Source organism: Bradyrhizobium sp. LTSP885 (assembly GCF_000938305.1).
Classification (GTDB): domain Bacteria; phylum Pseudomonadota; class Alphaproteobacteria; order Rhizobiales; family Xanthobacteraceae; genus Bradyrhizobium.
In genome coordinates, this window is sequence record NZ_JYMT01000004.1 from 148,185 (window position 1) to 170,994 (window position 22,810).

23 protein-coding genes are annotated in these 22,810 nt (G+C 63.5%); 17 read left to right on the forward strand and 6 right to left on the reverse strand.

The annotated features are described in order from the left end of the window. Window positions 1–71 precede the first annotated feature (71 nt). A complete protein-coding gene (locus UP09_RS03050) occupies window positions 72–1,088 on the reverse strand; it encodes an alpha/beta hydrolase (RefSeq protein ID WP_052832956.1) in 1,017 nt (338 codons plus the stop codon). Window positions 1,089–1,213: 125 nt separating this feature from the next. Here UP09_RS03050 and UP09_RS03055 point away from each other — a divergent pair, with 125 nt between their 5' ends. The 4 genes from UP09_RS03055 (at window position 1,214) to UP09_RS03070 (ending at window position 5,115) form a co-directional block, all read left to right on the forward strand. Further along, a complete protein-coding gene (locus UP09_RS03055) occupies window positions 1,214–2,086 on the forward strand; it encodes a bifunctional helix-turn-helix transcriptional regulator/GNAT family N-acetyltransferase (protein ID WP_044536540.1) in 873 nt (290 codons plus the stop codon). A gap of 63 nt (window positions 2,087–2,149) precedes the next feature. After that, window positions 2,150–2,647 carry a peptide deformylase gene (locus tag UP09_RS03060; RefSeq protein WP_044536541.1) on the forward strand — a complete coding sequence of 166 codons (498 nt, stop codon included), beginning with the start codon at window positions 2,150–2,152 and terminating at the stop codon, window positions 2,645–2,647. A gap of 144 nt (window positions 2,648–2,791) precedes the next feature. Further along, on the forward strand, window positions 2,792–4,663 hold the full coding sequence (locus UP09_RS03065) for a Vps62-related protein (RefSeq protein ID WP_044536542.1): 1,872 nt from the start codon (window positions 2,792–2,794) through the stop codon (window positions 4,661–4,663). A gap of 164 nt (window positions 4,664–4,827) precedes the next feature. Next, window positions 4,828–5,115, forward strand: a complete 288-nt coding sequence (locus UP09_RS03070; protein WP_156164413.1) for a hypothetical protein — start codon at window positions 4,828–4,830, stop codon at window positions 5,113–5,115. Between the two features lie 112 nt (window positions 5,116–5,227). Here the strand turns inward: UP09_RS03070 and UP09_RS03075 are convergent, their stop codons facing one another. After that, complete coding sequence (locus UP09_RS03075) at window positions 5,228–6,124, reverse strand: LysR family transcriptional regulator (RefSeq protein WP_044536544.1); 897 nt, start codon at window positions 6,122–6,124, stop codon at window positions 5,228–5,230. A 277-nt stretch (window positions 6,125–6,401) separates the two neighbouring features. Between UP09_RS03075 and UP09_RS03080 the strand changes: the two genes are divergently transcribed. From UP09_RS03080 to UP09_RS03095, 4 genes are all read left to right on the forward strand, one after another. Then, the gene (locus UP09_RS03080) at window positions 6,402–7,136 is read left to right on the forward strand and encodes an SDR family NAD(P)-dependent oxidoreductase (protein WP_044536545.1); all 735 of its coding nucleotides are present in this window, start codon (window positions 6,402–6,404) and stop codon (window positions 7,134–7,136) included. A gap of 42 nt (window positions 7,137–7,178) precedes the next feature. Beyond that, window positions 7,179–7,778, forward strand: a complete 600-nt coding sequence (locus UP09_RS03085) for an NADPH-dependent F420 reductase (protein ID WP_044536546.1) — start codon at window positions 7,179–7,181, stop codon at window positions 7,776–7,778. A gap of 105 nt (window positions 7,779–7,883) precedes the next feature. Then, the gene (locus tag UP09_RS03090) at window positions 7,884–8,072 is read left to right on the forward strand and encodes a DUF1330 domain-containing protein (protein WP_044536547.1); all 189 of its coding nucleotides are present in this window, start codon (window positions 7,884–7,886) and stop codon (window positions 8,070–8,072) included. Window positions 8,073–8,214: 142 nt separating this feature from the next. Next, window positions 8,215–9,690, forward strand: coding sequence for an amidase (locus tag UP09_RS03095; RefSeq protein ID WP_082069946.1), 1,476 nt, complete (start codon window positions 8,215–8,217; stop codon window positions 9,688–9,690). On the opposite strand, the gene UP09_RS38380 is transcribed toward UP09_RS03095, so the two are convergent. Next, window positions 9,630–10,100, reverse strand: coding sequence for a hypothetical protein (locus tag UP09_RS38380; protein WP_245301749.1), 471 nt, complete (start codon window positions 10,098–10,100; stop codon window positions 9,630–9,632). The two genes, UP09_RS03095 and UP09_RS38380, sit on opposite strands and share 61 nt — an antisense overlap. On the opposite strand from UP09_RS38380, the gene UP09_RS38385 reads away from it, so the two are divergent. Beyond that, window positions 10,038–10,295: a hypothetical protein gene (locus tag UP09_RS38385; RefSeq protein WP_044536549.1), complete on the forward strand. Its 258-nt coding sequence runs from the start codon at window positions 10,038–10,040 to the stop codon at window positions 10,293–10,295. The two genes, UP09_RS38380 and UP09_RS38385, sit on opposite strands and share 63 nt — an antisense overlap. Here UP09_RS38385 and UP09_RS03105 read toward each other — a convergent pair. Then, window positions 10,292–11,053 carry a GntR family transcriptional regulator gene (locus UP09_RS03105; RefSeq protein WP_044536839.1) on the reverse strand — a complete coding sequence of 254 codons (762 nt, stop codon included), beginning with the start codon at window positions 11,051–11,053 and terminating at the stop codon, window positions 10,292–10,294. The two genes, UP09_RS38385 and UP09_RS03105, sit on opposite strands and share 4 nt — an antisense overlap. A gap of 77 nt (window positions 11,054–11,130) precedes the next feature. Between UP09_RS03105 and UP09_RS03110 the strand changes: the two genes are divergently transcribed. Genes UP09_RS03110 through UP09_RS03135 form a run of 6 tightly spaced genes read left to right on the forward strand, consistent with a single transcriptional unit; the run spans window position 11,131 to window position 18,603 of the window. Continuing rightward, window positions 11,131–12,447, forward strand: a complete 1,317-nt coding sequence (locus UP09_RS03110) for a M20 family metallopeptidase (RefSeq protein WP_044536550.1) — start codon at window positions 11,131–11,133, stop codon at window positions 12,445–12,447. A gap of 18 nt (window positions 12,448–12,465) precedes the next feature. Then, complete coding sequence (locus UP09_RS03115; protein ID WP_044536551.1) at window positions 12,466–14,013, forward strand: ABC transporter substrate-binding protein; 1,548 nt, start codon at window positions 12,466–12,468, stop codon at window positions 14,011–14,013. Window positions 14,014–14,058: 45 nt separating this feature from the next. After that, window positions 14,059–14,976: an ABC transporter permease gene (locus tag UP09_RS03120; protein ID WP_502689027.1), complete on the forward strand. Its 918-nt coding sequence runs from the start codon at window positions 14,059–14,061 to the stop codon at window positions 14,974–14,976. Then, window positions 14,969–15,799, forward strand: a complete 831-nt coding sequence (locus UP09_RS03125) for an ABC transporter permease (protein ID WP_044536553.1) — start codon at window positions 14,969–14,971, stop codon at window positions 15,797–15,799. Before UP09_RS03120 ends, UP09_RS03125 begins: the two co-directional genes overlap by 8 nt. Continuing rightward, on the forward strand, window positions 15,796–17,370 hold the full coding sequence (gene nikE, locus UP09_RS03130) for a nickel ABC transporter ATP-binding protein NikE (RefSeq protein WP_044536554.1): 1,575 nt from the start codon (window positions 15,796–15,798) through the stop codon (window positions 17,368–17,370). The genes UP09_RS03125 and nikE overlap by 4 nt, the downstream gene beginning before the upstream one ends. Before the next feature lie 18 nt (window positions 17,371–17,388). Beyond that, the gene (locus UP09_RS03135; RefSeq protein ID WP_044536555.1) at window positions 17,389–18,603 is read left to right on the forward strand and encodes a M20 family metallopeptidase; all 1,215 of its coding nucleotides are present in this window, start codon (window positions 17,389–17,391) and stop codon (window positions 18,601–18,603) included. Between the two features lie 182 nt (window positions 18,604–18,785). Here the strand turns inward: UP09_RS03135 and guaA are convergent, their stop codons facing one another. Then, complete coding sequence (guaA, locus tag UP09_RS03140) at window positions 18,786–20,393, reverse strand: glutamine-hydrolyzing GMP synthase (RefSeq protein ID WP_044536840.1); 1,608 nt, start codon at window positions 20,391–20,393, stop codon at window positions 18,786–18,788. Between the two features lie 136 nt (window positions 20,394–20,529). On the opposite strand from guaA, the gene UP09_RS03145 reads away from it, so the two are divergent. Beyond that, window positions 20,530–20,862 (forward strand): DHCW motif cupin fold protein, encoded by a 333-nt coding sequence (locus UP09_RS03145; RefSeq protein ID WP_044536556.1) that lies wholly within the window; start codon window positions 20,530–20,532, stop codon window positions 20,860–20,862. A 112-nt stretch (window positions 20,863–20,974) separates the two neighbouring features. Here UP09_RS03145 and UP09_RS03150 read toward each other — a convergent pair whose 3' ends face one another. Beyond that, a complete protein-coding gene (locus UP09_RS03150) occupies window positions 20,975–21,427 on the reverse strand; it encodes a winged helix-turn-helix transcriptional regulator (RefSeq protein WP_044536557.1) in 453 nt (150 codons plus the stop codon). A gap of 104 nt (window positions 21,428–21,531) precedes the next feature. Here UP09_RS03150 and UP09_RS03155 point away from each other — a divergent pair, with 104 nt between their 5' ends. Next, the gene (locus UP09_RS03155; protein ID WP_044536841.1) at window positions 21,532–22,782 is read left to right on the forward strand and encodes an MFS transporter; all 1,251 of its coding nucleotides are present in this window, start codon (window positions 21,532–21,534) and stop codon (window positions 22,780–22,782) included. Window positions 22,783–22,810 lie beyond the last annotated feature (28 nt).

The window sequence follows — 22,810 nt, forward strand, 5'->3', positions numbered from 1 at the left end:
CCGAAGCTCTAGATTCTTGTTTTGACGCGTTTCCTTAACGCGAACCGGTGTCCACTTCGCTCGAAAACGCTCTAGTTCACCAGCCCCTGCTTTGCGATCCAGTCACTCACCAGCTTCGCGATATCATCAGAGTTGCGGTCCATCATCATCATGTGGGTGTTGCCCTTGATGCCCATCTTGGGCAGTTCGAATGTATCGACCTTGCCGCCGGCGGCGGTGATCGCCTGGCTCCATTTGGTGGGATTGACCACAAGCTTCGACCACACCGGGACCCGGTCGAGGAAATCGCCCCACACGATCAGATGCGGCACGTCCTTCAGCCTCGTCGCATCGGCCTTGGTCGGATCCGGCGCGCCCGATGGCTCGAGCGCGATCAGCGCCTTCACCTTGTCGGGCGCATTGAGCGCAGCCGTGAAGCCGAAATTGCCGCCCTGGCTGTGCACGATGATGATGCACGGGCATATCTTCTGCACCAGCGCGTCATAGGCTCTTTGCGTGGCGGCGTCGTTCGTGGCCCAGCGCGGAATGCCCTGCTTGGCGAACTGATCGAACGCCTCGATCGGGAATTGCTCACCCTCGAACGCCTCGCGCTTGCCGCCGACCTCGTAAGCAGGCCCGATCCGGAACAGCTCCCAGGCTTCCTTCTTGGGCCGGAAGAACGGCTCGCTCTTGTAGATCTCCGGATAGCGCGCCCAGGAGGCGCGGCCGCGCTCGACCGCGTCAGAGACGTAGACGTCATAGCCGGCATTGAGGAAGAATTGCTGCCAGCCAGGCTTGCCGTCGGGCTTGGTCTCCCAGGTGACGCCCGAGAGGCCGCCGCCATGCCACAGCAGCAGCGGCAGCTTCGACTTCGGGTTGGCCTGCTTGACGAACTGGACATACATCTGCTCGACCTCGAACTCGCCGTTCGGATCGACCTTGATCGGCGGCGCACCGGGCGAGAACACGATTTCCTTCGAGGGAAGTCCGTTCAGCGTCTCTGTGTGTCCGCCGATATGGAAGCTGCCGACCTCCTTGACCAGATACTCGGCCGCGGCGGGCGTCGCCGCCATGATGGTCGTGGCCAGTGCGATGGCAATCGTGCGCATGAAATGCCCTCCCCGATATCGATTCTTCTTGTGAGCGGCATTGTCATGCCGCGCGGCGATGCAGTCAATTTTCGACGGGCTGGCGGCAATTGACGACGGCATTATATCTGACTAAAGTCAGCTATATGCTCGATCCCGTTTCCCGCGTTCGTCGATTCAACCGTGCCGTGACATCAGCCGTCGGCGCGCTCGACAATTCGTTTCTCGGGCGCGGCCGGCCGCTTGGGGCGGCGCGCGTGCTGAACGCAATCGGGCACGGACACGCTGATGTGAGCGGCATCCGCGATTATCTCGGCCTCGATTCCGGCCTGATGAGCCGTCTGCTGCGCAGCCTCGAAGACGAAGGGTTGATCGAGACGACGGCGCACAAGGACGACGCGCGCCGTCGCATCATCAGGCTGACGCCGGCCGGCCGGCGCGAGTTCAACGCCTATGAAGCGCTCTCCAACCGGCAGGCCGAAGACTTCCTCGCCCGTCATGCGCAACGCGAGACCCTGCTGGCGGCGATGGACATGATCGCATCAGTGCTCCGGCACGACGGCATAGCCTTGCACGAGGCGGACCCGCGCAGCGACGAGGCGCGCTACTGCCTCGGCGCCTATTACGCCGAGCTCGCGCGACGCTTCAGCCACGGCTTCGACGTCAAGCTGTCGCGCGACCCCGACGCCAAGGACATGGTGCGCCCGCGCGGCACCTTCATCGTGGCGATGTCGGACGGCCTGCCGCTCGGCTGCGTCGGGCTGAAAGGCAGCGGGGCTGAGCAGGCGGAGATCAAGCGGCTCTGGGTAGCGCCGGCCGCGCGTGGCCTCGGCCTCGGCCGGCGCCTGATGGAGGCAGCCGAGAACGCCGCGCGCGAGCTCGGCATCGCGGTGTTGCGTCTCGACACCAACAGCGCGCTGGCGGAAGCCGGTCAACTCTACCGCAAGAGCGGATGGACCGAAATCCCGCGCTTCAACGACGACCCCTACCCTGATTTGTTTTTCGAAAAGCGGCTCTAAGTGGCCGTGCATCGACGGAATGCGCGTGTTGTCCGACGCCATGCGCTGGCCTAAGACGATCGCATGACCATCCGCCCGATCGTCCGCTATCCCGATCCGAGCCTCGCGCTCCCGGCGCAGCCCGTGACCGTGTTCGACGACGCGCTGCGCGAGCTGGCGCGCGATCTGCTGGAGACCCTACACGCCGCACCGGGCATCGGCATCACCGCGCCGCATATCGGCGTCTCCTTGCGCGTGGTGGTGCTCGACCTCGACCCCGTCAATGGTGCGCGGACCTACGTCAACCCCGAGATCATTTGGGCCTCCCCCGAGATGATCATGCATCAGGAAGGCAGCGTCTCGATGCCCGAGGTGAACGACGACATTGAGCGTCACGCGCGGGTCCGGATCAGCTATCACGACGTCGACGGCAATGTGCACACTGAGGAATCGAGCGGACTAGGGGCGGTCTGTCACCAGCACGAGATCGATCAGCTAAATGGAGTGTTCTGGATCAAGCGGTTGTCACGGCTGAAGCGCGCGCGGCTGATCAAGCGATTTGAGAAGCTGTCACGGAGTTAGGATAAATCTCGGATCGACGGCAAAAGTCATCACGGTCAATTTATCGCGCGAGCCAAGCGTCAATGATACTTGTAGTTGCGAAATACCCTAAAGATGTTATGATCTTTGATACAATTATAAATTGTATTTTGGGGAAATGGCAAAATGGCTTGGGGCGATCTCACGGCACTCGTCAAAATGTTCGCGCCGAAGGCATTCCTGGATTCGCAGGAAGTGGTTTTCCCGGCCGCGACGACCGACTTCACGTCGCAGGTTGGATATCAGGTCTATAACGGGCAGTATTTTCCGCCGGGCTGGAAATGGAGTGACATAACGGCCTTCGGGCCGAACGATTTCCTGTCGGTTCCGAGCACCGTCCCCAGCACCTTCCAGGGCGGCGATCTCGGCAACGCGACGGCCTATGTCCACGTTCAGGCCGTGCAGGGCCAGGCGGATCTGGTGGATATCCAGTACTGGCTTTTCTACAACTTCAACGGCACGGAGACGCTGCGGGCCGAACCGCTGCTCGGCTTCTCGGGCGAGATGGACCTGCCGCAGTCCAATCATTGGGGCGACTGGGAGTGCGTGACCGTTCGGGTCAACAGCAACCAGCAGGCGGTTGCGGTCTGCTTCTCGCAGCATTCCACCGAGCAGTGGTGCCTTCCGGGTGAGATGAGCTTCACCGGCACGCAACCCAATGTGTACGTGTCGAGAGGGTCGCACGCGAACCGCCCCACCCCCGGCGGCCCGTTCTGGATCAGGGCCTTCGACTGGAAGCTGATCACGTTTGGCCCGGTCGACTACGCCGACGGCGGCGGCAAGGTCGTGGACTACTCGGCGTCGTTCGTCATCGTCGCCAACAATGCCACGCAATACTTTACGGACCAGCCGCCCGACCCGGGCTGGCTCAAATTCCTGGGCACATGGGGCCAGCCTTTGTCCACGACAGCAAGCGCTGGTCAGATCGTGGACGCCATCATATTGGTGGCAAAGACCGTGCCGGTCATGATTCCGTTCATACCGGCTCTCGTGATGATCGCGGCAATGCCGCTGACCGCCGGCGCCCTCGTCGCCGCTCTCTATCCAAGCACGAAGGACGCGCCGACCAATCCCCCCACCAAGGGCCTGTGGCAGAACGCGCTACCGCTCAACCCGCCGCTGTCGAGCAAGTTCGCGCCGGCCCTGGCGCCGTTCGCGCAGAGCGACGAAGACAACGAGTTGTCGCTGGTCTACGTCGTCAACGCCAGCAGCAACCAGATTGTCGCTGTTACCTCCGACGACGGGGAGGATTGGACCGCGGCCGTTTCGGTTCACAGCCAGACCAGCAGCGCGGCGCTGTGCCTGGCCCCATTCAATGGCGCCCTGTGCCTGGCGTTCGTCTCCAACGACAGCGATCACCGGATCCTCACCTGCCAGTCGACGGACGGCCAGACCTGGACGAACAATTCGAAGACCGGCCAGACCAGCCCGGCCCGGCCCGCTTTGGCAGAATTCAACGGCAAACTGTGGCTGGCGTTCATCGCCAACGACTCGAGCGACAGGCTGCTGATCTGTTCATCGGAGAACGGCACGAGCTGGAGCGACGACAAGCAGGTCACCGGACAAACCACCATGACCGGCCCGGCGCTGGCCGCGTTCAACACCAGCCTGTGGGTCGCGTTCATTGCCAACAACGCCAGCAATCAGGTGCTGGTGTGCTCATCGCGCGACGGCGAGACCTGGAGCAGCAACTCGCTGGTGTACAAAGTCGCCAGCGCGTACGCGCCGGCGCTGGCCGTCTTCAACAGCAAGCTCTGGCTGGCGTTCATCGACGGCGACAACGAGGTGCGGGTCACCTCCTCCACCGACGGCCTGTCATGGCCGGCCAGTACACAGTTCGCCGGCCTGACCAGTCTGGCTGCCCCCACCCTGACCGTGTTCAACGACACGCTGTGGCTGGGCTGCATCAACTCTTCGAACCAGATCACGCTCAATTTCTCGTCTGACGGCGTGAAGTGGTCGGACGGATTGGTGATATTTCCGCCGACGGCGACGTAGGCGGGTTAGCCAACGGGTCCACGCAAAGCGCGGCCTGACGACAGGCTCCGCGTCACCCGCCATCATGTGCATTGCACGACGAGGCATGCGGTGGACTACGCCTATGGCTAATCCACCCTCGAGCTTGAACCGAAGACGCTTCGACAAGACCAATGGAATGCATGATGTCCATTGTCAAAGCGCTGATCGGCGTTCTGCTGGTCGGGTCGGGCGGCGCGCTGCTGCTCTCGGGTCTCGTCAGACTTGGCTGGCAACGGCACGGCGCTTCGCCGGCCGATTTCGCATTCCTGCATCTCGACTGGATTGCTCAGCCGCAATTGCCGTATTGGTCCGCGCATATGGTGAACCTGGCGCTCGCCGGCGTCGGCGCGATCGCTCTCGTCGCTGGAGCCGCGATCTTGTTGCGGCAGATTTTGCGGCCGGGACGCGCGCAGCGGCACAGGGCGCAATAGTTCGCGTAACCCGCCGTCACGAGCGCGCCTCCAAGATGCGGTGGATTACGCTTCGATCGCAGCTCGGCTTCCGACCGGATTACGGCAAGCCTCTCCGGCGACCTGCCGGGCGTCAGTCGCGCGATACGGACAGCCCCGCGAGAAGCGGCGCGTATGCGGCCAGCCTGCGGGATACGAACTCGGTAAAGAGCCGCACGCGCTTCGTCTTGCGTGTCTCGCCCTGCGTGAGAAGCCAGAGCGTTCCGTACATGTGCAGGTCGGTGCCCGGCACCCTCACCAGCAGGGGGTCGGCATCTCCGACGAAGCACGGCAGTGTCGTGATCCCGAGCCCTTGCCGTACAGCAACGATCTGCGCCCCGGCGTCCGTGGTCCTGAACGGAACCCCCGTGGTGCGAACCTCACCCTCGCTGGCCCAGTCCGGGATTCCATGAATGCTTATGACGATCCACCGGATGGGATCAGGCGCGCCCGCACGCCACACGGCTAGTCGATCGCGGGACATGTAGACGCCGCCGAACAGCTCCGGCCCCTTCAGGCCGTGAAGATTGAGCGGCAGGGTTTTGCGGTCGTAGACGACGCGGATCGCGACGTCGGCCTCTCGGTTGGTCAGATTTGCCAGCTCGCCAAACGACAGGATTTCCATCTCGATGTCCGGATGCAGACGCGCAAAATCGGCGAAGTCCGGCATGAGCAGGTGTGTCACGAGGGGCGGCGCCAGCGTCACCCGCAGAAGCCCGCGCACGCTCTGGTCGCGGCCGAAGACGCGCGTCTCCAGCAGGTGCGACGACGCTTCCATCTGGTCCGCGAACTCGAGGACCTCCTCGCCCGCAGCCGTCAGGCGGTAGCCCGAAGGCAGCTTTTCGAACATCTGCACCCCGAGGCGTTCCTCGAGCTGGGCGGTGCGTCGCAGCACGGTCGAGTGGTTCACTCCGAGGTGCTCGGCGGCAGCCCGCACCGAGCCTCCGCGCGCGACGGCAAGAAAGTAGCGAACGTCATCCCAGTCGATCATGGTGCAATCCGGCACCGCTCGGTGCGCCTTCCAAAGCCCGAATCTGGCACATCGACCAGCGGTACAGGCGGTCATCATAGCCTATTTCGACCAGCGCGCGGCCCAATTCCGAATGACGGACACCGATCGTGGAGGCTGGCGTCAGTCGTCCAACCGGATCGATTTTGCACCACCGATGTGCGTGTTTCCGCACTCAACGCCTGACGCCGGCAGACCCATCTCGAGGTTCTCGGGGAAATCCCCGAACGACCAAAGACGAAGCCTGAAAGGAAAAGTCATGGGAAAGCTAGACAGTAAAGTTGCAGTCATCACGGGTGGATCGAGCGGCATGGCGCTGGCGAGCGCCAGGCGGTTTGTTGAAGAAGGCGCCTATGTTTTCATCACGGGTCGGAAGCAGGAGGCGCTCGACGAGGCCGTCAAGCTGATTGGCCGGAACGTGACCGGCGTGCGCGGCGACGCGGCCAATCTCGACGACCTCGACCGCCTGTTCGATACGGTCAAGCGGGTAAAGGGCAGGATCGACGTCCTGTACGCGAGCGCCGGCATAGGCGAAGCCGTCCCGCTGGGCGAGATTACCGAGCAGCATTTCGATGCGACCTTCGGCCTGAATACGCGCGGCACGCTGTTTACGGTGCAGAAGGCGTTGCCGCTGTTCAACGATGGCGGATCGATCTTCATGACCGGGTCGGTTGCTTCGGTGAAGGGTTTTCCTGGTTACGGCGTGTATGCGGCGAGCAAGGCGGCGTTGCGCTCATTCGCTCGCACCTGGCTCAACGAACTGAAGGGCAGGAACATCCGGGTGAACGTGCTGAGCCCGGGGCCGATCGCCACACCGATGCAGGACCAGGTTCTCACCGAAGAAGCGAAGCAGATGTTCGAATCCCTGATCCCGCGGGGAACGATGGGTCGTCCTGAGGAAATTGCGGCGGTCGCGCTGTTCCTTGCTTCAGACGATTCGAGCTTCGTGAATGGGGTGGAGTTGGCTGTCGACGGCGGCTTCTCGGCCATCTGAAGGGCCGGGAAATCAATATCAACACGAGATCGGAGAAGCATTATGAGCTATGCGATTGTAGGATTCGGCAAGATAGGCCAGGCCCTCGCCCACGCCTTCGCCCGTAAAAACATCGACGTGACCGTCGCGAGCCGCCGGCCGCCCGAGGCGTTGGCGCCACAGGCCCGGGCGATTGGACCCACGGTCGTCGCCAGGTCGCTGCGGGATGCACTCGAGGCCGACACAATCATCCTGGCGGTCCCATTCGGGGAGCATCGCGAGGTTGCGAAGGCCCTGCCGAGCTGGAAAGGCAAGACGGTCATCGATGCGATGAACGCGTTTCCTGTCCCTGAAGAGCTGGACGGCCTCCCGTCCTCCGCCTTCGTCGCGAAGGCGTTCACCGGCGCCAAGCTCGTCAAAGGGTTCAATCACCTGGGTGCGGCCACCCTGGCTGCCGATCCGATCGTCGAGGGCGGCCACCGGGTCGTCTTTCTGTCTGGTGACGACGAGGACGCGATCGCTCCGGTGGCGGCCTTGGCCAAACAACTCGGGTTCGCACCCGTCAAGCTGGGAAAGCTCAACGAGGGCGGCGCGCTGGTGCACGCACGCGGCCGCACTTGGGGCCAGCTCATCTTCCAGGACTTGTTCAAGAAGGAGCAGTAATCGATCTACGACCGTGTGATCCACGCCGAGAACTGGTCGCGCGCGCCAACTTCTTCGAGCCGCGCGCGACCGAATATTTGAAGGCACAAAGTCGCGAAAGTTGGGGTGCAGTCCAGCACTGTCACCGTAATTCTGGAGGTGCTGGAAGGGCCGGCACCGGAGGCGGTGGCGATCGCCAACTTTCCAACAATCGATGCAGCTTTGGCCTGGTATCGCAGCCCGGACTATCAGGCTGTCGCGCAGCACCGCTTTAAGGGCGCGGCCTATCGAGGCTTTGTTGTCGAGGGTCTGTAACGGCGTAGCGCAGTCGTGTCGTTTGGCAGGTGACGACCGCAACGACTGAGCACCCGACGCAGGCAGTTGTTCGACGCTATTGCCATTGCCGCAAGTGATGTGCCCATACTAGATTGCGACACAAGATGATGAGGTGCAGACCATGGACCGGAGACGGCGCGTTATTCTCCAATCGGGTGCGGTTGCCGGGGCCATCGCCGGCGTCAATGCGATTTTCCCACGCGCCCTTGCGCAGCCGGCTTCCAATTCGGGACATTCCATGCACGGACGATCGATTGCAAACCTCAAGCGCAGCCTCTCGAACGGCAGCGTGACAAGCCGGCAACTCGTGGAAGACGCACTGGCTGCGATCAACGATCCCAACGGCGAAGGCAAAGCGACCTTCATCAAGGTTCATGCCAAAGAGGCCCTGCAGGCCGCCGATGCCATCGACGCACAACGCAAAAAAGGCCAGGCGCTGCCGAATCTCGCCGGAATTCCAATCTCCGTAAAGGACCTGTTCGATGAGGCCGGCGAGACAACACTTGGCGGCTCCACCGTCCTGATCGGGCAGCCTGCAGCGACACAGGATGCAACGGTCGTACGCCGCTTGAGAGAAGCCGGCGCCATCATCATCGGGCGCACCAACACGGTGGAGTTTGCCTATACCGGCCTCGGCATCAATCCGCATTATGGTACGCCCAAGAATGTGTTTGATCGTGCGACGGGGCGCATTCCCGGCGGATCGACGTCAGGTGGCGCCATTTCCGTTGCCGACGGCATGGCCGCCGCAGCCATTGGGACGGATACCGGGGGTTCATTGCGCATTCCTTCGGGGCTGAATGGTCTCGTCGGTTTCAAGCCAACCCAAAGGCGTGTCTCGCTTGACGGTGTCATGCCGCTGTCGACCTCGTTTGACTCTGCCGGTCCGATCGGATGGAGCGTCGAGGACTGCGCCCTGCTCGATCGCATCATTGCCGATCAGAAGCTGGAGCCGTTAGCTCCCTTGGCCGTAAAGCAGCTTCGCCTCGCCGTCCCGCAAACCTATTTCCAGAATGAGCTCTCTCCAGAAGTGGCCAAGGCATTCGGTGCGGCACTGTCGAAGCTATCGGCGGCAGGGGCCAAGATTGTCGAGCTTCCAATGACGGAGTTCGCAATGACCCCGACCATCAATCCCAAAGGCATAATCACCGCCTCCGAGGCCTATGCCTGGCATCGCAAGTTCATCAAGGACGGTGCCGACAAATATGATCCGCGCGTCCTCGCCCGCATCAAGACCGGTGAGACCATATTGGCAGCCGATTATGTGGAATTGCAGACGTTGCGCCGTCAGTTCATCCGCAAGGTCAACGCCGCAGCCAACGGCTTCGATGCCATGCTGATGCCGACGACGCCGGATATCGCGCCACCGATTTCCGAAGTGATCAAGGACGATGAAACCTACTACAGGATCAATGGGCGCATGTTGCGCAATCCTTCCGCCGTCAACATCTTCGACGGTTGCGCCCTCTCCGTTCCCTGCCATGAAGCCGGCGCGGCCCCCGTTGGATTGATGATAGCCGGAACGCAAAACCAGGATCAGCACATATTGACGGTGGGCCAGGCGATTGAAGCCGTGGTGGCACCAAAGCGGACGTGAATAGATTCTACCGAACGAATTGTCGCGGCGCGACGACCGGGGCTGCCTAACCGCGTAGCCCGCATGAGCACGGCGAGATGCAGGACAAGACGCGACGCGCTGATGGCAGAGCGCCCAGATATCGCTACGCTCATCTGGTACGCTGGCCAAGGTGGACCCAATGTCGCAAGACCTTCGTCAGCATCACGGCTACGAACTGAAGGATTGCCCGTCAGTCGAAACTCCTGCTCGAATGATCGCCAGCTATCGGCATCATTCGGTCGAATGTAGCAAGGCGAGAGGCTGTCCAATGCCAAGGGGCCGACAAGGCCTTCGAAAAGCGAGCCGACGATGCAGGCGGCGGAGGCTTGAACGTCCTGGACGGGAAACTCTCCGTCACGAATTCCCCGCTCAATAATTCCTTCGAACATCCGAGCAAGCTTTCTGCGATATTTAAGGCGCGCCGATTCAATTTTCGGCTCGACGGGCTCGGCGTCAAGGGCATGCGCCAGCTTCCGGCCCAACAGCGCCCGGCTTGCAAAGAGCCACGCAGAAGCCGACAGGCGTTCAGCCGCCGTGCCATCCTCAATGGCTACTTGCGCGGGGCACGGCTCGAAACAGGCTAGCGGATCTCGTTCACGTAGTGATGATGCGCAGTCGTGGCGCGGTGCTCGCTTAGGATCGCAAGCGCACCGGCTTGATCGTACGCCTCCTCGCGGATCACCAGAACGGCGTTCGGCGAAGCTAGCGCGAGTAGACGCCGATCCTCCTTGTCGGCGAGTTCCGCCAAGAGCTTCTCGCGTATCGCTGCAATACGAATGCCGTAGGCGTCGAGCAGATGGAGATAGAGCAGCGCAGGCACGTTCGTCGCCTCGCGCGGGAAATCAGGCACGCGGCGCCCAATGAGCCGTATTCGCGAATGCATCACCGGCACGCGGCCAACACGTCGGATGCGGTGAAGACAGAGCAGCGGCTCACCAACGGCTTCCGTGAAGAGCACCGCCTCCCCTGCATCTGCCGGCCGCAGCACCACGGACAAGACTTCGGGCACGGAACGCTGGAGGCCGCCGTCTTCGCCATGAAGTCGGAAATACTGGAAGAAAAAGCGCAGACTGTGCTGAGGTGCGCGGCCGGTCACGACCGTCCCGGTCTTGCGCCGACGCACCAGCATGCCGTCGGCGGTCAGGTCCGCGAGCGCCCGGCGGATGGTGCCGACCGCAACTCCGTATCGCGCAGCAAGCGCAACTTCACCGGGAAGCACCGTGCCCGGAGACAGTTCGCCCACCAGGATCGCCTCGGCGATCTGCCGTTTGACGTGCTCGTACAACGGAACCGGCAGGCCGGATGAGCCGCTCGCCGCTGCTTTTGCCTGTTTACCGGTCACGCCTGCCTCATTCTTTGGAATTGACAGCAATCGGCTTCGTCTATTTCTTTATAGAATATAGAAATGAGCCGCCGCAAATGATTTCTCCACCGCCAGGCCCAGGACCGGCCAGCCCGACGCTGGCCGACGGTTTCGCCGAGATCGAGCGCACAGCCGAACGTGCGATCGACGATCTTGCGCGGATGGTGGCAATCGACACGACTTTCCCGCCCGGCGCGGGATACGAAGCGTTTGCCGGCTTGATGGAGAGCGCTGTTGCAGCGCTCGGCCTGGACTGCCAACGCGTCGATGTCCCTGAACATTTGTGGCGCGTGACGGGCGGCCCGGCGCAAGGGCGCAGAACCAATCTCATCGCGCGCCGCCGCTCCGGCCGGCCGGTCCTGGGGTTATACTTCCACGTCGATACCGTACCGGCTGCACCGGGCTGGGAAACCGATCCCCTGTTGCTGACACGCGATGGTGACCGACTGATCGGCCTCGGCGCCGCCGACATGAAGGGCACCATCACAGCCGTGCTCTTGGCGCTGCGAGCCGCCGACACAATCGGCCTGCCGCTCGGCTACGATCCGATGCTGCTGCACTGCACCGACGAGGAAGGCGGGCTCTACCCTGGCATACGCTATCTCGCCGAACAGGACTTGCTGGAAGGTCACATCCTCAACTTCAACGGTGCAGCAGCGCCACGTATCTGGGCCGGCTGCTTTGGCCTCTTCACGCTTCTGGTGCGGGTCCACGGCAGGACGCTTCATGCGAGCGAGGCTGCGAGCGCAGGAAGCGGCGCCAACGCCATCGAGGCCGCACTGCCGATCCTCAATGCGCTCGCGGCGCTGAAGCCAAAGATCGCGGAGCGCACGTCCGCCCTGCCCGCGCCGCCGCACGCAACGCATCCGCTCGCTGCACAGCTCGATATTTCCGCCGCCCATGGCGGTCAATGCGGCGGCCAGATTCCCTCGCGGTTTGAGATCCTCATCTGCCGCCGCTACGCGCCGGAGGAGGACTTCCTCGCCACGCGCAGCGAAATCGAGCTCACCGTCCGCGAGGCCGCGCCCCACACCGAGATCGAGATGGTCCTCACCGGTCACCTCATGCCGACATCCGATCCGACTGGTCCACACTGGCCGCGTTGGCAGGAAGCCCTATCGGCCGGATTCGGCTACGCACCCGACGAATTCGCCAAATGGGGCGCGACGAGCTGCTCCGATTTCGGCTGGGTGCAAGCCATCGGCATGCAGGAGATCCTGCTGACCGGCCTCGGCCGGCCGGAAAGCCGCGTTCATGCGCCCGGCGAATTCACCACGCTCGCCGACATCGTGGCGCTGGCGAAATCGGTCCTTGCCTATCTGTCCGCCGAATTCCGTCCCGATCTTTCTCCCGAAGCAGTCGCCGGCCGCTAACTCAAGGAGCACGCATCTATGCTGTCCGTCACGCGCCGTCTTTTCCTGGCCGGAACTGCAATCAGCCTCGCAGGTCTGCCCAAACTCACCCTCGCCGAAGCCCCGAAGCGCGGCGGCGTGCTCCGGATGTCGGTCGACCAGGCGGCATCGGTCATCCATCCGATGCTGGCGCGCGTGAACCCGGAGTATCTCGTCACCGAACTACTCTACTCCAACCTCACCCGGTTGAAGCCGGACATGACCGTCGAGCCCGACCTTGCTATCTCGTGGGAGCCGAACGCGACCCTGACGGAGTGGACCTTCAAGCTGCGTTCGGGCGTGACATTTCACGACGGTTCGCCACTGACCGCCGACGATGTCGTCGCGACCATCAATGCCATCCTGGATCCCAAGACCGCTTCTCCCGGCCGCACCAATGTCGGCCCGATCAAGGAAGTCGCCGCGGTCGATCCGCTGACCGTCAAGTTCGCGCTCACCGGCGCCTATGCCGACCTGCCAGTGGCACTCACCTATCTCAACGCGCGCATCGTTCCGGCCAAGGTCATCGCCGGCGACCTCGCGAGCCTTTCGACCACCGCCAACGGCACCGGCCCATTCAAGCTGGCAGCCTACGAGCCCGATCGCCGGATCATCGTCGAACGTAACCCTGCCTATTATGACCCGACGCGGCCTTACCTCGACCGTGTGGAACTGCTCGTCTACCCGGACCGCACCGCCGAAGCGTCAGCGATGATCTCCGGCGAGATCGACTTGCTTCTGACGACCGCACCAGGCGAGTATGAGCGCCTCGTCAAGGCCGATGGCGTCAAGGCCCTGCGCAGCCCATCCGGCCAGTTCCTGAATATCAACCTCGGATGCGACCAGAAGCCGTTCAACGACGTGCGCGTTCGCCAGGCCCTGGCATTGGCGGTCGATCGCGAGGCAACCGTGGGCTTTGTCGCGGGCGGCTATGGCACGCCGGGCAACGACACGCCGCTGAGCTCCGCCTACCACTTCTACAAGAACATTCCGCTGAAGAAGCCCGACATCGCCAAGGCGAAGAAGCTCCTGGCCGACGCCGGCTATCCCAACGGTATCGACTTGACGCTGGTCGCATCCGACAAGCCGTCAACCCGCACGCAGCTCGGCGTCGCGGTCCGCGAGATGGCGGCCGCAGCCGGCTTCCGCATCAACGTGCAGACCATGCCGCATGCCACTTATCTCGACCAGGTCTGGAAGAAAGGCAATTTCTACGTCGGCTTCTACAACATGCAGCCGACCGCCGACGCCGTCTTCAACCTGCTCTACACGTCGAACGCAGCCTGGAACGAGACCCGCTGGAACAACGCGGACTTTGACGCAGTCATCAATGCAGCCCGCGTCGAGACCGAAGAAGCGAAGCGCGCCGCACTCTACGCCAAGGCACAGGACATGATGAACGCCGACGTCCCCTCCGTGATCTCGGCATTCTTCGACCTTCTCGCGGCACAACGCTCCTACGTCGACGGCTACGTGCTGCACCCGCGCGGATCGGTATTCCGCCTCGACATGGTCTCGCTCGGCGCCGCCGCGCCGAAGCGCACCTGACACCGGAGGCGCTCGGTGACACTGGTCTGGTTCGTCCGCCGATTGATGCTGACGGTCTACACCGTCATCGTGGTCTCGATGCTGGTGTTCGCCATCACGCAGATCCTGCCGGCGGACGCCGCCCAGTCGCTGCTCGGGGAAAACGCGACGCCCGACGCGCTGGCCGCGCTCAGGACGAAGCTCGGGCTCGGCGATCCGGCTTGGCTGCAATATGGGCGCTGGGCTCGCCACGTCTTCACCGGCGATTTCGGCATCTCGATGCGCACGAGCCAGCCGGTCGGCCCGGAAATGCTGGCGGCGCTGTCGCGCTCACTGCTGCTTGCCGTATCGGCCATCCTGGTCACGCTGGCCGTTGCCGTGCCGCTCGGCGTGGTAGCGGCGCTGCGGCAAGGCAGGCTCACCGACACGGGCGTCAGCCTCATTGCCTATCTCGGGATATCCCTGCCGGAATTCGTCACCGCGACGCTGCTTGCCCTTCTGCTGTCCGATACGTTGCATTGGCTGCCCGCGACCGGCTACGTCTCCCCACTGGAGGATTTCGGCGGCGGCATCCGCCATCTGGCGCTGCCGGTGCTCACTGTCTCGGTGATCCTCGTCGCGCACGTCATGCGCATGATGCGCTCCGAGACGCTCGACGTGCTGAAATCGGACTATATCCGCGCCGCGCGCTTGAAGGGCCTGCCGGAACGCACGGTGCTGTTTCGCCACGCCCTGCGCAACGCGCTGTTACCGGTCGTCACCATCATCGCGCTCGACGTCGGCTACCTGCTCGGCGGCGTCATCGTGATCGAGGAAATCTTCGCCATTCCCGGCATCGGACGAGCCCTGATGGTCGCCATCACCACGCGCGACCTGCCGTCGATCCAGGCGGGCGTGTTGATCATGGCCACGACCTATGCCGTCACCAACACGTTCGCTGACATGGCCTATGCGTTTCTCGACCGGCGGATCCGCTATGACTGAGCTGTTCATCCGCCTGATGCGAAAACCACAGGGTTTTGTCGGCGTCGTGCTCCTGGCGCTGATTGCGTCAGCTTGCCTGTTCGGGCCGGCATTGGCGCCCTATGCGCCGGAGAAGATCGATTTCCTCGGCCGGTTTCGCGCACCCGGCTGGCAGAACTGGCTTGGCGCTGATCAATTCGGCCGCGACATCCTGAGCCGCCTGATGGTCGGCGCGCGTTCGACCGTACCGCTCGCTTTCATCGCCACCTTCGTCGGCAGCGCAGTTGGAGCGATCATCGGCGTTGGCTCGGCCTATCTCGGCGGACGAACCGACGAGGCTATCATGCGCACCAACGACGCCGTGATGGCGATCCCAGGCCTTCTGATGGCCCTGTTGCTGGTCTCAACGCTCGGCAACGGCGCCGGCAATGCCGTCATTGCCATCGCGGTGGCCTTTGCGCCCGGCATGGCGCGGGTGACCCGCTCGGCCGCGCTCAACGTACGCAACCAGGACTACGTCAAGGCCGCCATCGCACGTGGCGAGGGAGCGCCCTGGATTATCTTCCGCGAGATGTTGCCCAACGTCATGGCGCCGATCGTGATCGAATCCACCATCCGCGTGTCCTTCGCCATCATGCTGTTCGCAACGCTGAGCTTTCTCGGCGTCGGCGCCCAGCCGCCGGCATCCGAATGGGGGCTCATGGTGGCAGAGGCGCGCCAATACATGCATCAGGCACCATGGGGATTGATCGCGCCCTCGGCCGCGATCGCGCTCACCGCCATTGCCTTCAACCTCCTAGGCGACGGCCTTCGCGACGCCCTCAATCCGAAGGACGAGCAGTGATCCCAGCACTTGCAATCCGTAACTATACGCTCGACTACGTGACCGCCGCCGAACCGGTGCACGTGCTGCACGACATTTCACTGGAGATCATGCCAGGCGAGGTGCTGGGCCTCGTCGGAGAATCCGGCTCCGGCAAGAGTTCGCTCGCCTGGGCGTTGATGCGCCACCTGCCGGACAATGCCCGCGAAGTCGCGGGATCGCTGTGCCTCGGCGACATCGACCTCCAGCGCCTGAGCCCGCGGGAGCTGACCAAGATACGCGGACGCCGGCTCGGCATGGTGTTCCAGGATCCATCGACCTCACTCAACCCGACGCTCACCGTCGGCCGGCAGGTCACCGAGACGCTGATTCAGCACCGAGGCCTCAAGCCGCGCGACGCTGACGCGCTTGCCATCGATCTGCTTGGCCACGTCGATCTCAACAATCCTGCCGAAATCATGCGGCGCTACCCTCACGAAATCTCCGGCGGGGAAAAACAGCGCGTCATCATTGCTACCGCCTTCGGCTGCCGACCCGACGTCATCCTGTTCGACGAACCGACCACGGCACTCGACGTGATCACTGGCGCGCGCATCCTCGAACTGTTCGCGCGACTACGCCGCGAGACGAGCGTTGCCGCGCTCTATATTTCCCACGACCTTGCACTTGTGACGCGCGTCGCCGACCGAGTCGCGGTCCTGGAGCGCGGCCGCCTGGTCGAGCAGGCGCCGGCGGCCGACATCTTCCGCGCGCCGCGCCATGCCAACACGCGCGCACTTGTGGACGCCGTGCCCAGACCCGAACGCCGTCTCGTCCATGACAAGCCACGCGACCAGGTCCTTCTCGCCGCCTCCGATATCGAAGTCCAATATGGCCGCGGCGGACTGTTCCGAGACCCGCCGCCGCCGGCCACGAAAAAGATCGGGCTTGAGATTCGCGGCGGCGAGATCCTCGGCCTCGTCGGCGAGTCCGGCTCTGGCAAGTCTTCGATGGCGCGCGCCCTTATCGGGCTTGCACGGTTCTCAGGCAAGATCTCCTTCGACGAGCACGAGATCCACGGCATGAGCGACATGAACGCCGCTTACCGCCGCGACGTGCAGATCATCTTCCAGCATCCGGATTCCTCGCTCAATCCGCGTCACAGGATCGACGAGATCCTGTCGCGTCCTCTCAAGCTCTACGGCGGCCATCTCGGGGATATTCCCGACCTGCTCAATCAGGTGCGCCTGCCCGCTTCCTACGCCAACCGCTGGCCACATCAGCTTTCAGGCGGCGAGAAGCAGCGCATCGCCATCGCGCGTGCGTTCGCCGCGCGGCCGAAACTCGTAATCTGCGACGAGATCACCGCGCCGCTGGACGTCTCCGTGCAGGCCCAGATCGTCGAATTGCTGCTGGCGCTGCGCGAGGAAACTGGAACCGCCTTTCTCTTCATCACCCACGATCTCAACCTCATCCGTCAGATCGCCCACCGCATCGCCGTGATGCGCCGAGGCGAAGTGGTCGACCTTTTGGCCGTCGAGGATTTCGACGCAGACCACGTCCATCCCTATACCCGCGAACTGATGGCCGCCTCGCCCGTACCGGTCGGTTGACGATAAGGATTTCCTGTTATGGATCACAACGCACTTCTCGCCCGGATCGATGTGCCCGCCGCCCTCGATCTCTTGTCACGCATGGTGCAGCACAAGAGCTACTCCAAATCGGATGGCGAGAAGCAGCTCGCAGCCTTCATGGCAGGCCGCATGCGTGAGATCGGCCTCGAGACCGAGCTCACGCCCTTCGGCAACGAGGGCCGGGTCAACGCCGTCGGCCGCTGGAGGGGCGCGGGCGGCGGCAAGAGCCTGATGTTCAACGGCCATCTCGACACCAACCCGGTGACCGAGGGCTGGACCGTCGATCCCTGGGCCGGAAAGGTCGATGACGACTTCATCTACGGCATCGGCGTATCCAACATGAAGGCCGGCGATGCGGCCTACTTCTGCGCGGTCAGGACGCTGATCGACGCCGGTGTCAAACTCAAGGGCGACGTCATCCTCACCTACGTGGTCGGCGAGCTGCAAGGCGGCGTCGGCACCTACTCGCTGGTCGAGCAGGGCCTTCGCGCCGACTATTTCATCAACTCCGAGCCGACCGATCTGAAAGCCATGACGATGCACGCCGCGGCCTTCATGTTCATCATCGAGTTGACCGGCAATACCCGTCATCTGTCCAAGCGCGAAGAGGCGGTCGATGCCATCACGGCCGCGTGCGAGCTCATTCCGCGCCTCAATGCGATGAAGTTCTCGGGCGCCCTCTCGCCGGAGCATGAGCGGATCAATCGCGTCCATGTCGGCGTCGTCCACGGCGCGCTCGGCCGCGAATTGCACGAATGGCGCACGCCCCAGGTCGCGGATTTCGTGCGGATCAAGGGCTCGGGCCGCTACGCACCGGGCCAGTCCGAGGCCGGGGCCTTGGCCGACATGCGTCGCGAGCTCGATGCGCTCGAAGCACGGTTTCCCGGCCTCAAGGCTGAGGTCATGTCGGAGGACCGCTCCGGCGTTCCGACCATGCCGCCGTTCGAAGTGGCGCGCAGCAGCCCGATCGTCGAGGCCGTCAACCGCGCTTATCGCGCAATACGCGGAGAGGACCAGCCGACGGGAGCCGTTGCGCCGAGCTGCTTCTACGGCACCGACGCCGGTCATCTGCACTATTTCGGCGGGATGGAAGGCATCGTCTGCGGCCCTGGCGGCCGCTACAACACCATGCCCGACGAGCGGGTCGATATCGCCGACTTTATCGACATGATCCGCATCTACACGCTGGCCATTCTGGATATCTGTGCCTGAGAATGCCGAAGGCGAATTCCAATGTTGTTTCCGATCGACGAATATGAAGCGCGCGTTGCGATCGCCAGATCCGAACTCTGCCCGCCAATAGTCTTCGAATGTCTCCAGCTATACTTATCTTTATGTTCAGCGGGTTGGGTCGAGTCGTGGCGCAATTTTGGATACGTTCGGATAGGTAAAAATCACTCCCACTCGATCGTCCCCGGCGGCTTGCTCGTCACGTCGTACACCACCCGGTTCACCCCCTTCACCTCGTTGATGATGCGGGTCGCGGTCTCGCCCAGGAACTTCATCTCGAACTGGTAGAAATCAGCGGTCATGCCGTCGGTCGAGGTGACGGCGCGCAGGCCGACGACGAAGTCGTAGGTGCGGCCGTCGCCCATCACGCCGACGGTCTTCACCGGCAGCAGCACCGCAAAAGCCTGCCAGATCGCATCGTAGAGGCCGTGCTTGCGGATCTGGTCGATGTAGACGGCGTCGGCGTTGCGGAGGATGTCGAGCTTTTCCTTCGTGATGTCGCCGGGGCAGCGGATCGCGAGGCCGGGGCCCGGGAACGGGTGGCGGCCGACAAAGATCTCGGGCAGGCCGAGTTCGCGGCCGAGCACGCGGACCTCGTCCTTGAACAGCTCGCGCAAGGGCTCGACCAGCTTCATGTTCATGCGCGCTGGAAGGCCGCCGACATTGTGGTGCGACTTGATGGTGACCGATGGTCCGCCGGTGAAGGAGACGCTTTCGATCACATCGGGATAGAGCGTGCCCTGCGCCAGGAATTCGGCGCCGCCGATCTTCTTGGCCTCGGCGTCGAACACGTCGATGAACAAACGCCCGATGGTCTTGCGCTTGGCTTCCGGATCGGTGACGCCTTCGAGTTCGCCGAGAAACTGCTTCGACGCATCCACATGCACGAGCGGGATGTTGTAGTGATGGCGGAACAGGTCGACAACGGTTTTCGCCTCGTCGAGCCGCAGCATGCCGTGATCGACGAACACGCAGGTGAGCTGGTCGCCGATCGCCTCGTGGATCAGCACCGCGGCGACGGCGGAATCGACGCCGCCGGAGAGGCCGCAGATCACCCTGCCTTTGCCGACCTGGGCGCGGATCTTCTCGATCGCCTCCTCGCGGAAGGCGCGCATGGTCCAGTCACCGGCGAGGCCGGCGACCTTGCGGACGAAATTGCGGATCAGTTTGGCGCCGTCGGGCGTGTGCACCACTTCGGGGTGGAACATCAGGCCGTAATATTTGCGCGCCTCGTCCTGGATGATCGCGAACGGTGCATTCGGCGACGTGCCGGCCACGGAGAAACCCGGCGGCATTTTGGTGATGCGGTCGCCATGGCTCATCCAGACCTGGTGCTTTTCGCCCAGGCTCCAGATGCCGTCGAACAGGCAGCTATCGGTCTTCACCTCGACATCGGCACGGCCGAACTCGCGGTGGTGGCCGCCCTCGACCTCGCCGCCGAGCTGGGCGGCCAACGTCATCTGGCCGTAGCAGATGCCGAGCACGGGAACGCCGGATTCGAAGATCAGCTGCGGCGCGCGGGGCGAGCCGGCCTCATGCACCGATTCCGGGCCGCCGGAGAGGATCACCGCCTTCGGCTTCATCTCCCTGAAGGCGGCTTCGGCTTTCTGGAACGGCACGATCTCGGAATAGACGCCCATCTCGCGGACGCGGCGGGCGATCAGTTGCGTCACCTGACTGCCGAAATCGACAATCAGAATCTTGTCATGCGCCGAGGCCACTGAAGGCGTCGACTGCTGGGAGTTTTCCTGGGATTTTTGTGCGGCTGTCATGGCAAGCAAATACGCTGGAGCGCCCGCCCCCGCAACCGCGCGGCGCGCCGCGCCCACATTCTTCTTTGGGCATGGACAGACGGATATATGGCAGTATTATTGACCTAATTTGGTCGCAACTGAATCGGGACGAGACATGAAAATCCCCACCCTGCCCTTCACCGTGACCGACTGGAGCCAGGTCGAGCCGACGGTCCACGCCGGCGACAGCGGCCAGGCGCTGTGGCGCACGCTCAACATCGGTGATGTCAGGGTGCGGATGGTCGAGTATTCGCCGGGCTATCTCGCCGATCACTGGTGCGATCGCGGCCATGTGCTCTTTGTCGTGCAGGGCGAGCTCGACACCGAGCTGGGCGACGGCCGCAAGTTTACGCTGAAGCCAGGCATGAGCTACCAGGTCTCGGATTTCGGCGACGCCGCGCACCGCTCGTCGACGGCAACGGGCGCGACGCTGTTCATCGTGGATTGAGACGGCTACCGAATCTTCCGTCATTGCGAGCGAAGCGAAGCAATCCATACCGCCACGCGGGGATAGATGGATTGCTTCGTCGCTTCGCTCCTCGCAATGACGGCGGATATCCTCACCGCCTGCGCGCCGCGACTTTCTTCACGCTGGTATCGGACCATATCAGCGGACGGCCGGCCTTCGACGGCAGCACCAATTGCCCGACCGGCTGCCCCGCCTGATCCAGCAGCACCGAATGCGTTTCGCCGCGTGCGTAAAGATGCGCCTCGCCCCACTGCCTCAGGCTGACGACGATCGGAAACAGGTCGCGGCCCTTTTTGGTCAGCGCATATTCCTGATAGGCGCTGCCGTCGGAGGCGGCGACCAGCTCCAGCACATCGAGCTCGACCAGCTTGCGCAATCGTGTCGTCAGCATGCCCTTGGCGATGCCGAGGTTCTTCTGGAAATCGCCGAACCGGCGCAGACCGTCGAACGCGTCGCGGACGATCAAGAGCGACCACCAGTCGCCGATCGCATCCAGCGCGCGCGCCACCGGGCAATCGGCCTTGCCAAATCCGACCCGCTTCATCCGCTGCCCTCTCCCGATCACAACTCAATCTGGTCCTAAAATAGGACTAGACAGCGTCCGACGCAACTGGTCTCATAATAAGACCAGATTGAGTGGAGGCGTTGATGACGAATCAGGATGCGGCGCAGGCCGCACATGCAGACGCCGTTGAGACGGCCGGAACAACGCTCTCGCCCGCGGTCGTGCTGCTGTTTGCGGTCGCCTGCGGGCTGAGCGTCGCCAACATCTACTTTGCCCAGCCGCTGCTCGACACCATGGCGCAGGATCTCGGCATCGACCCCGCCGCGATCGGCCTCGTCGTGACGCTGACCCAGATCGGCTATGCGGTTGGCCTGATGCTGATCGTACCGCTCGGCGACCTCGTGGATCGGCGCCGGCTGATCGTCGGCCAGACCGTGCTGTCGGCGATCGCGCTCGCAATCGTCGGCTTGGCGCCGAACGCCGTCGTGGTGCTGGCAGGCATGGTGCTGGTCGGGCTGCTGGCGGTGGTGATCCAGGTGATGGTCGCCTTCGCCGCGACGCTGGCGACACCGGCTGAACGCGGCCGCACCATCGGCACCGTCACCTCAGGCGTCGTCTCGGGCATCCTGCTGGCACGCTTTGTCTCCGGCGCGCTGGCCGATCTCGCCGGATGGCGCGCGGTCTACCTGACCTCGGCTGTGCTCACGCTGGTGCTCGCCGGCCTGCTCGCGCGCGTGCTGCCGCGGCATCAACTGAGGCCGATGGCCGGATCGTCCTATGCAAAGCTGTTGCGCTCGACATTGCAGCTGTTCGTCCAGGAGCCGGTGCTGCGCGAGCGCGCCGTGTTCGCGCTCTTGATTTTCGCAAGCTTCAGCGTGTTCTGGACCTCGATCGTGCTGCCGCTCGCGGGGCCACCGCTGTCGCTGTCGCACACCACGATCGGAATGCTCGGAATCGCCGGCGTCGCCGGCGCCCTCGCAGCGCGCAACTCCGGGCGCCTCGCCGATCGCGGCTGGGGGCAGCGCACCACCGGATTGTCGCTGCTGCTGATGCTCGCAGGCTGGGTGCCGATCGCCTGCTTGCAGACCTCGCTATGGCTGGTGCTGGCCGGCGTCGTGATGATCGACTTCGCAGTGCAGGCCATCCACGTGACCAACCAGAGCCTGATCGTCGCCGCGCGCCCTGACGCGGCGAGCCGCCTGGTCGGCGGCTACATGGTGTTCTATTCGATCGGCAGCGGTTTGGGCGCGATCGCCTCGACGGTGGTCTATGCGACCGCCGGCTGGCTCGGCGTCTGCATGCTCGGCGCGGCCATCAGCGCCGTCGCGCTGTTGTTCTGGGTGATCGTGGTGAGCCGAACGCCGATATCCGCGAGCTGCGCACTGACGCAGTAGCCTCCTCCGTCATTCCGGGGCGTCCGAA

What these genes read in the sequence shown, in the direction of transcription:
- UP09_RS03080 (WP_044536545.1), top strand. Translation starts at nt 6,402, where the DNA reads ATGGGAAAGCTAGACAGTAAAGTTGCAGTCATCACGGGTGGATCGAGC.
- UP09_RS03145 (WP_044536556.1), top strand. Translation starts at nt 20,530, where the DNA reads ATGAAAATCCCCACCCTGCCCTTCACCGTGACCGACTGGAGCCAGGTC.
- UP09_RS03085 (WP_044536546.1), top strand. Translation starts at nt 7,179, where the DNA reads ATGAGCTATGCGATTGTAGGATTCGGCAAGATAGGCCAGGCCCTCGCC.
- UP09_RS03055 (WP_044536540.1), top strand. Translation starts at nt 1,214, where the DNA reads ATGCTCGATCCCGTTTCCCGCGTTCGTCGATTCAACCGTGCCGTGACA.
- UP09_RS03050 (WP_052832956.1), bottom strand. Translation starts at nt 1,088, where the DNA reads ATGCGCACGATTGCCATCGCACTGGCCACGACCATCATGGCGGCGACG.
- guaA (WP_044536840.1), bottom strand. Translation starts at nt 20,393, where the DNA reads ATGACAGCCGCACAAAAATCCCAGGAAAACTCCCAGCAGTCGACGCCT.
- UP09_RS03135 (WP_044536555.1), top strand. Translation starts at nt 17,389, where the DNA reads ATGGATCACAACGCACTTCTCGCCCGGATCGATGTGCCCGCCGCCCTC.
- UP09_RS03115 (WP_044536551.1), top strand. Translation starts at nt 12,466, where the DNA reads ATGCTGTCCGTCACGCGCCGTCTTTTCCTGGCCGGAACTGCAATCAGC.
- UP09_RS03125 (WP_044536553.1), top strand. Translation starts at nt 14,969, where the DNA reads ATGACTGAGCTGTTCATCCGCCTGATGCGAAAACCACAGGGTTTTGTC.
- UP09_RS03075 (WP_044536544.1), bottom strand. Translation starts at nt 6,124, where the DNA reads ATGATCGACTGGGATGACGTTCGCTACTTTCTTGCCGTCGCGCGCGGA.
- UP09_RS03155 (WP_044536841.1), top strand. Translation starts at nt 21,532, where the DNA reads ATGACGAATCAGGATGCGGCGCAGGCCGCACATGCAGACGCCGTTGAG.
- UP09_RS03110 (WP_044536550.1), top strand. Translation starts at nt 11,131, where the DNA reads ATGATTTCTCCACCGCCAGGCCCAGGACCGGCCAGCCCGACGCTGGCC.
- UP09_RS03150 (WP_044536557.1), bottom strand. Translation starts at nt 21,427, where the DNA reads ATGAAGCGGGTCGGATTTGGCAAGGCCGATTGCCCGGTGGCGCGCGCG.
- UP09_RS03070 (WP_156164413.1), top strand. Translation starts at nt 4,828, where the DNA reads ATGTCCATTGTCAAAGCGCTGATCGGCGTTCTGCTGGTCGGGTCGGGC.
- UP09_RS03095 (WP_082069946.1), top strand. Translation starts at nt 8,215, where the DNA reads ATGGACCGGAGACGGCGCGTTATTCTCCAATCGGGTGCGGTTGCCGGG.
- UP09_RS03120 (WP_502689027.1), top strand. Translation starts at nt 14,059, where the DNA reads ATGCTGACGGTCTACACCGTCATCGTGGTCTCGATGCTGGTGTTCGCC.
- UP09_RS38380 (WP_245301749.1), bottom strand. Translation starts at nt 10,100, where the DNA reads ATGTTCGAAGGAATTATTGAGCGGGGAATTCGTGACGGAGAGTTTCCC.
- UP09_RS03060 (WP_044536541.1), top strand. Translation starts at nt 2,150, where the DNA reads ATGACCATCCGCCCGATCGTCCGCTATCCCGATCCGAGCCTCGCGCTC.
- UP09_RS03065 (WP_044536542.1), top strand. Translation starts at nt 2,792, where the DNA reads ATGGCTTGGGGCGATCTCACGGCACTCGTCAAAATGTTCGCGCCGAAG.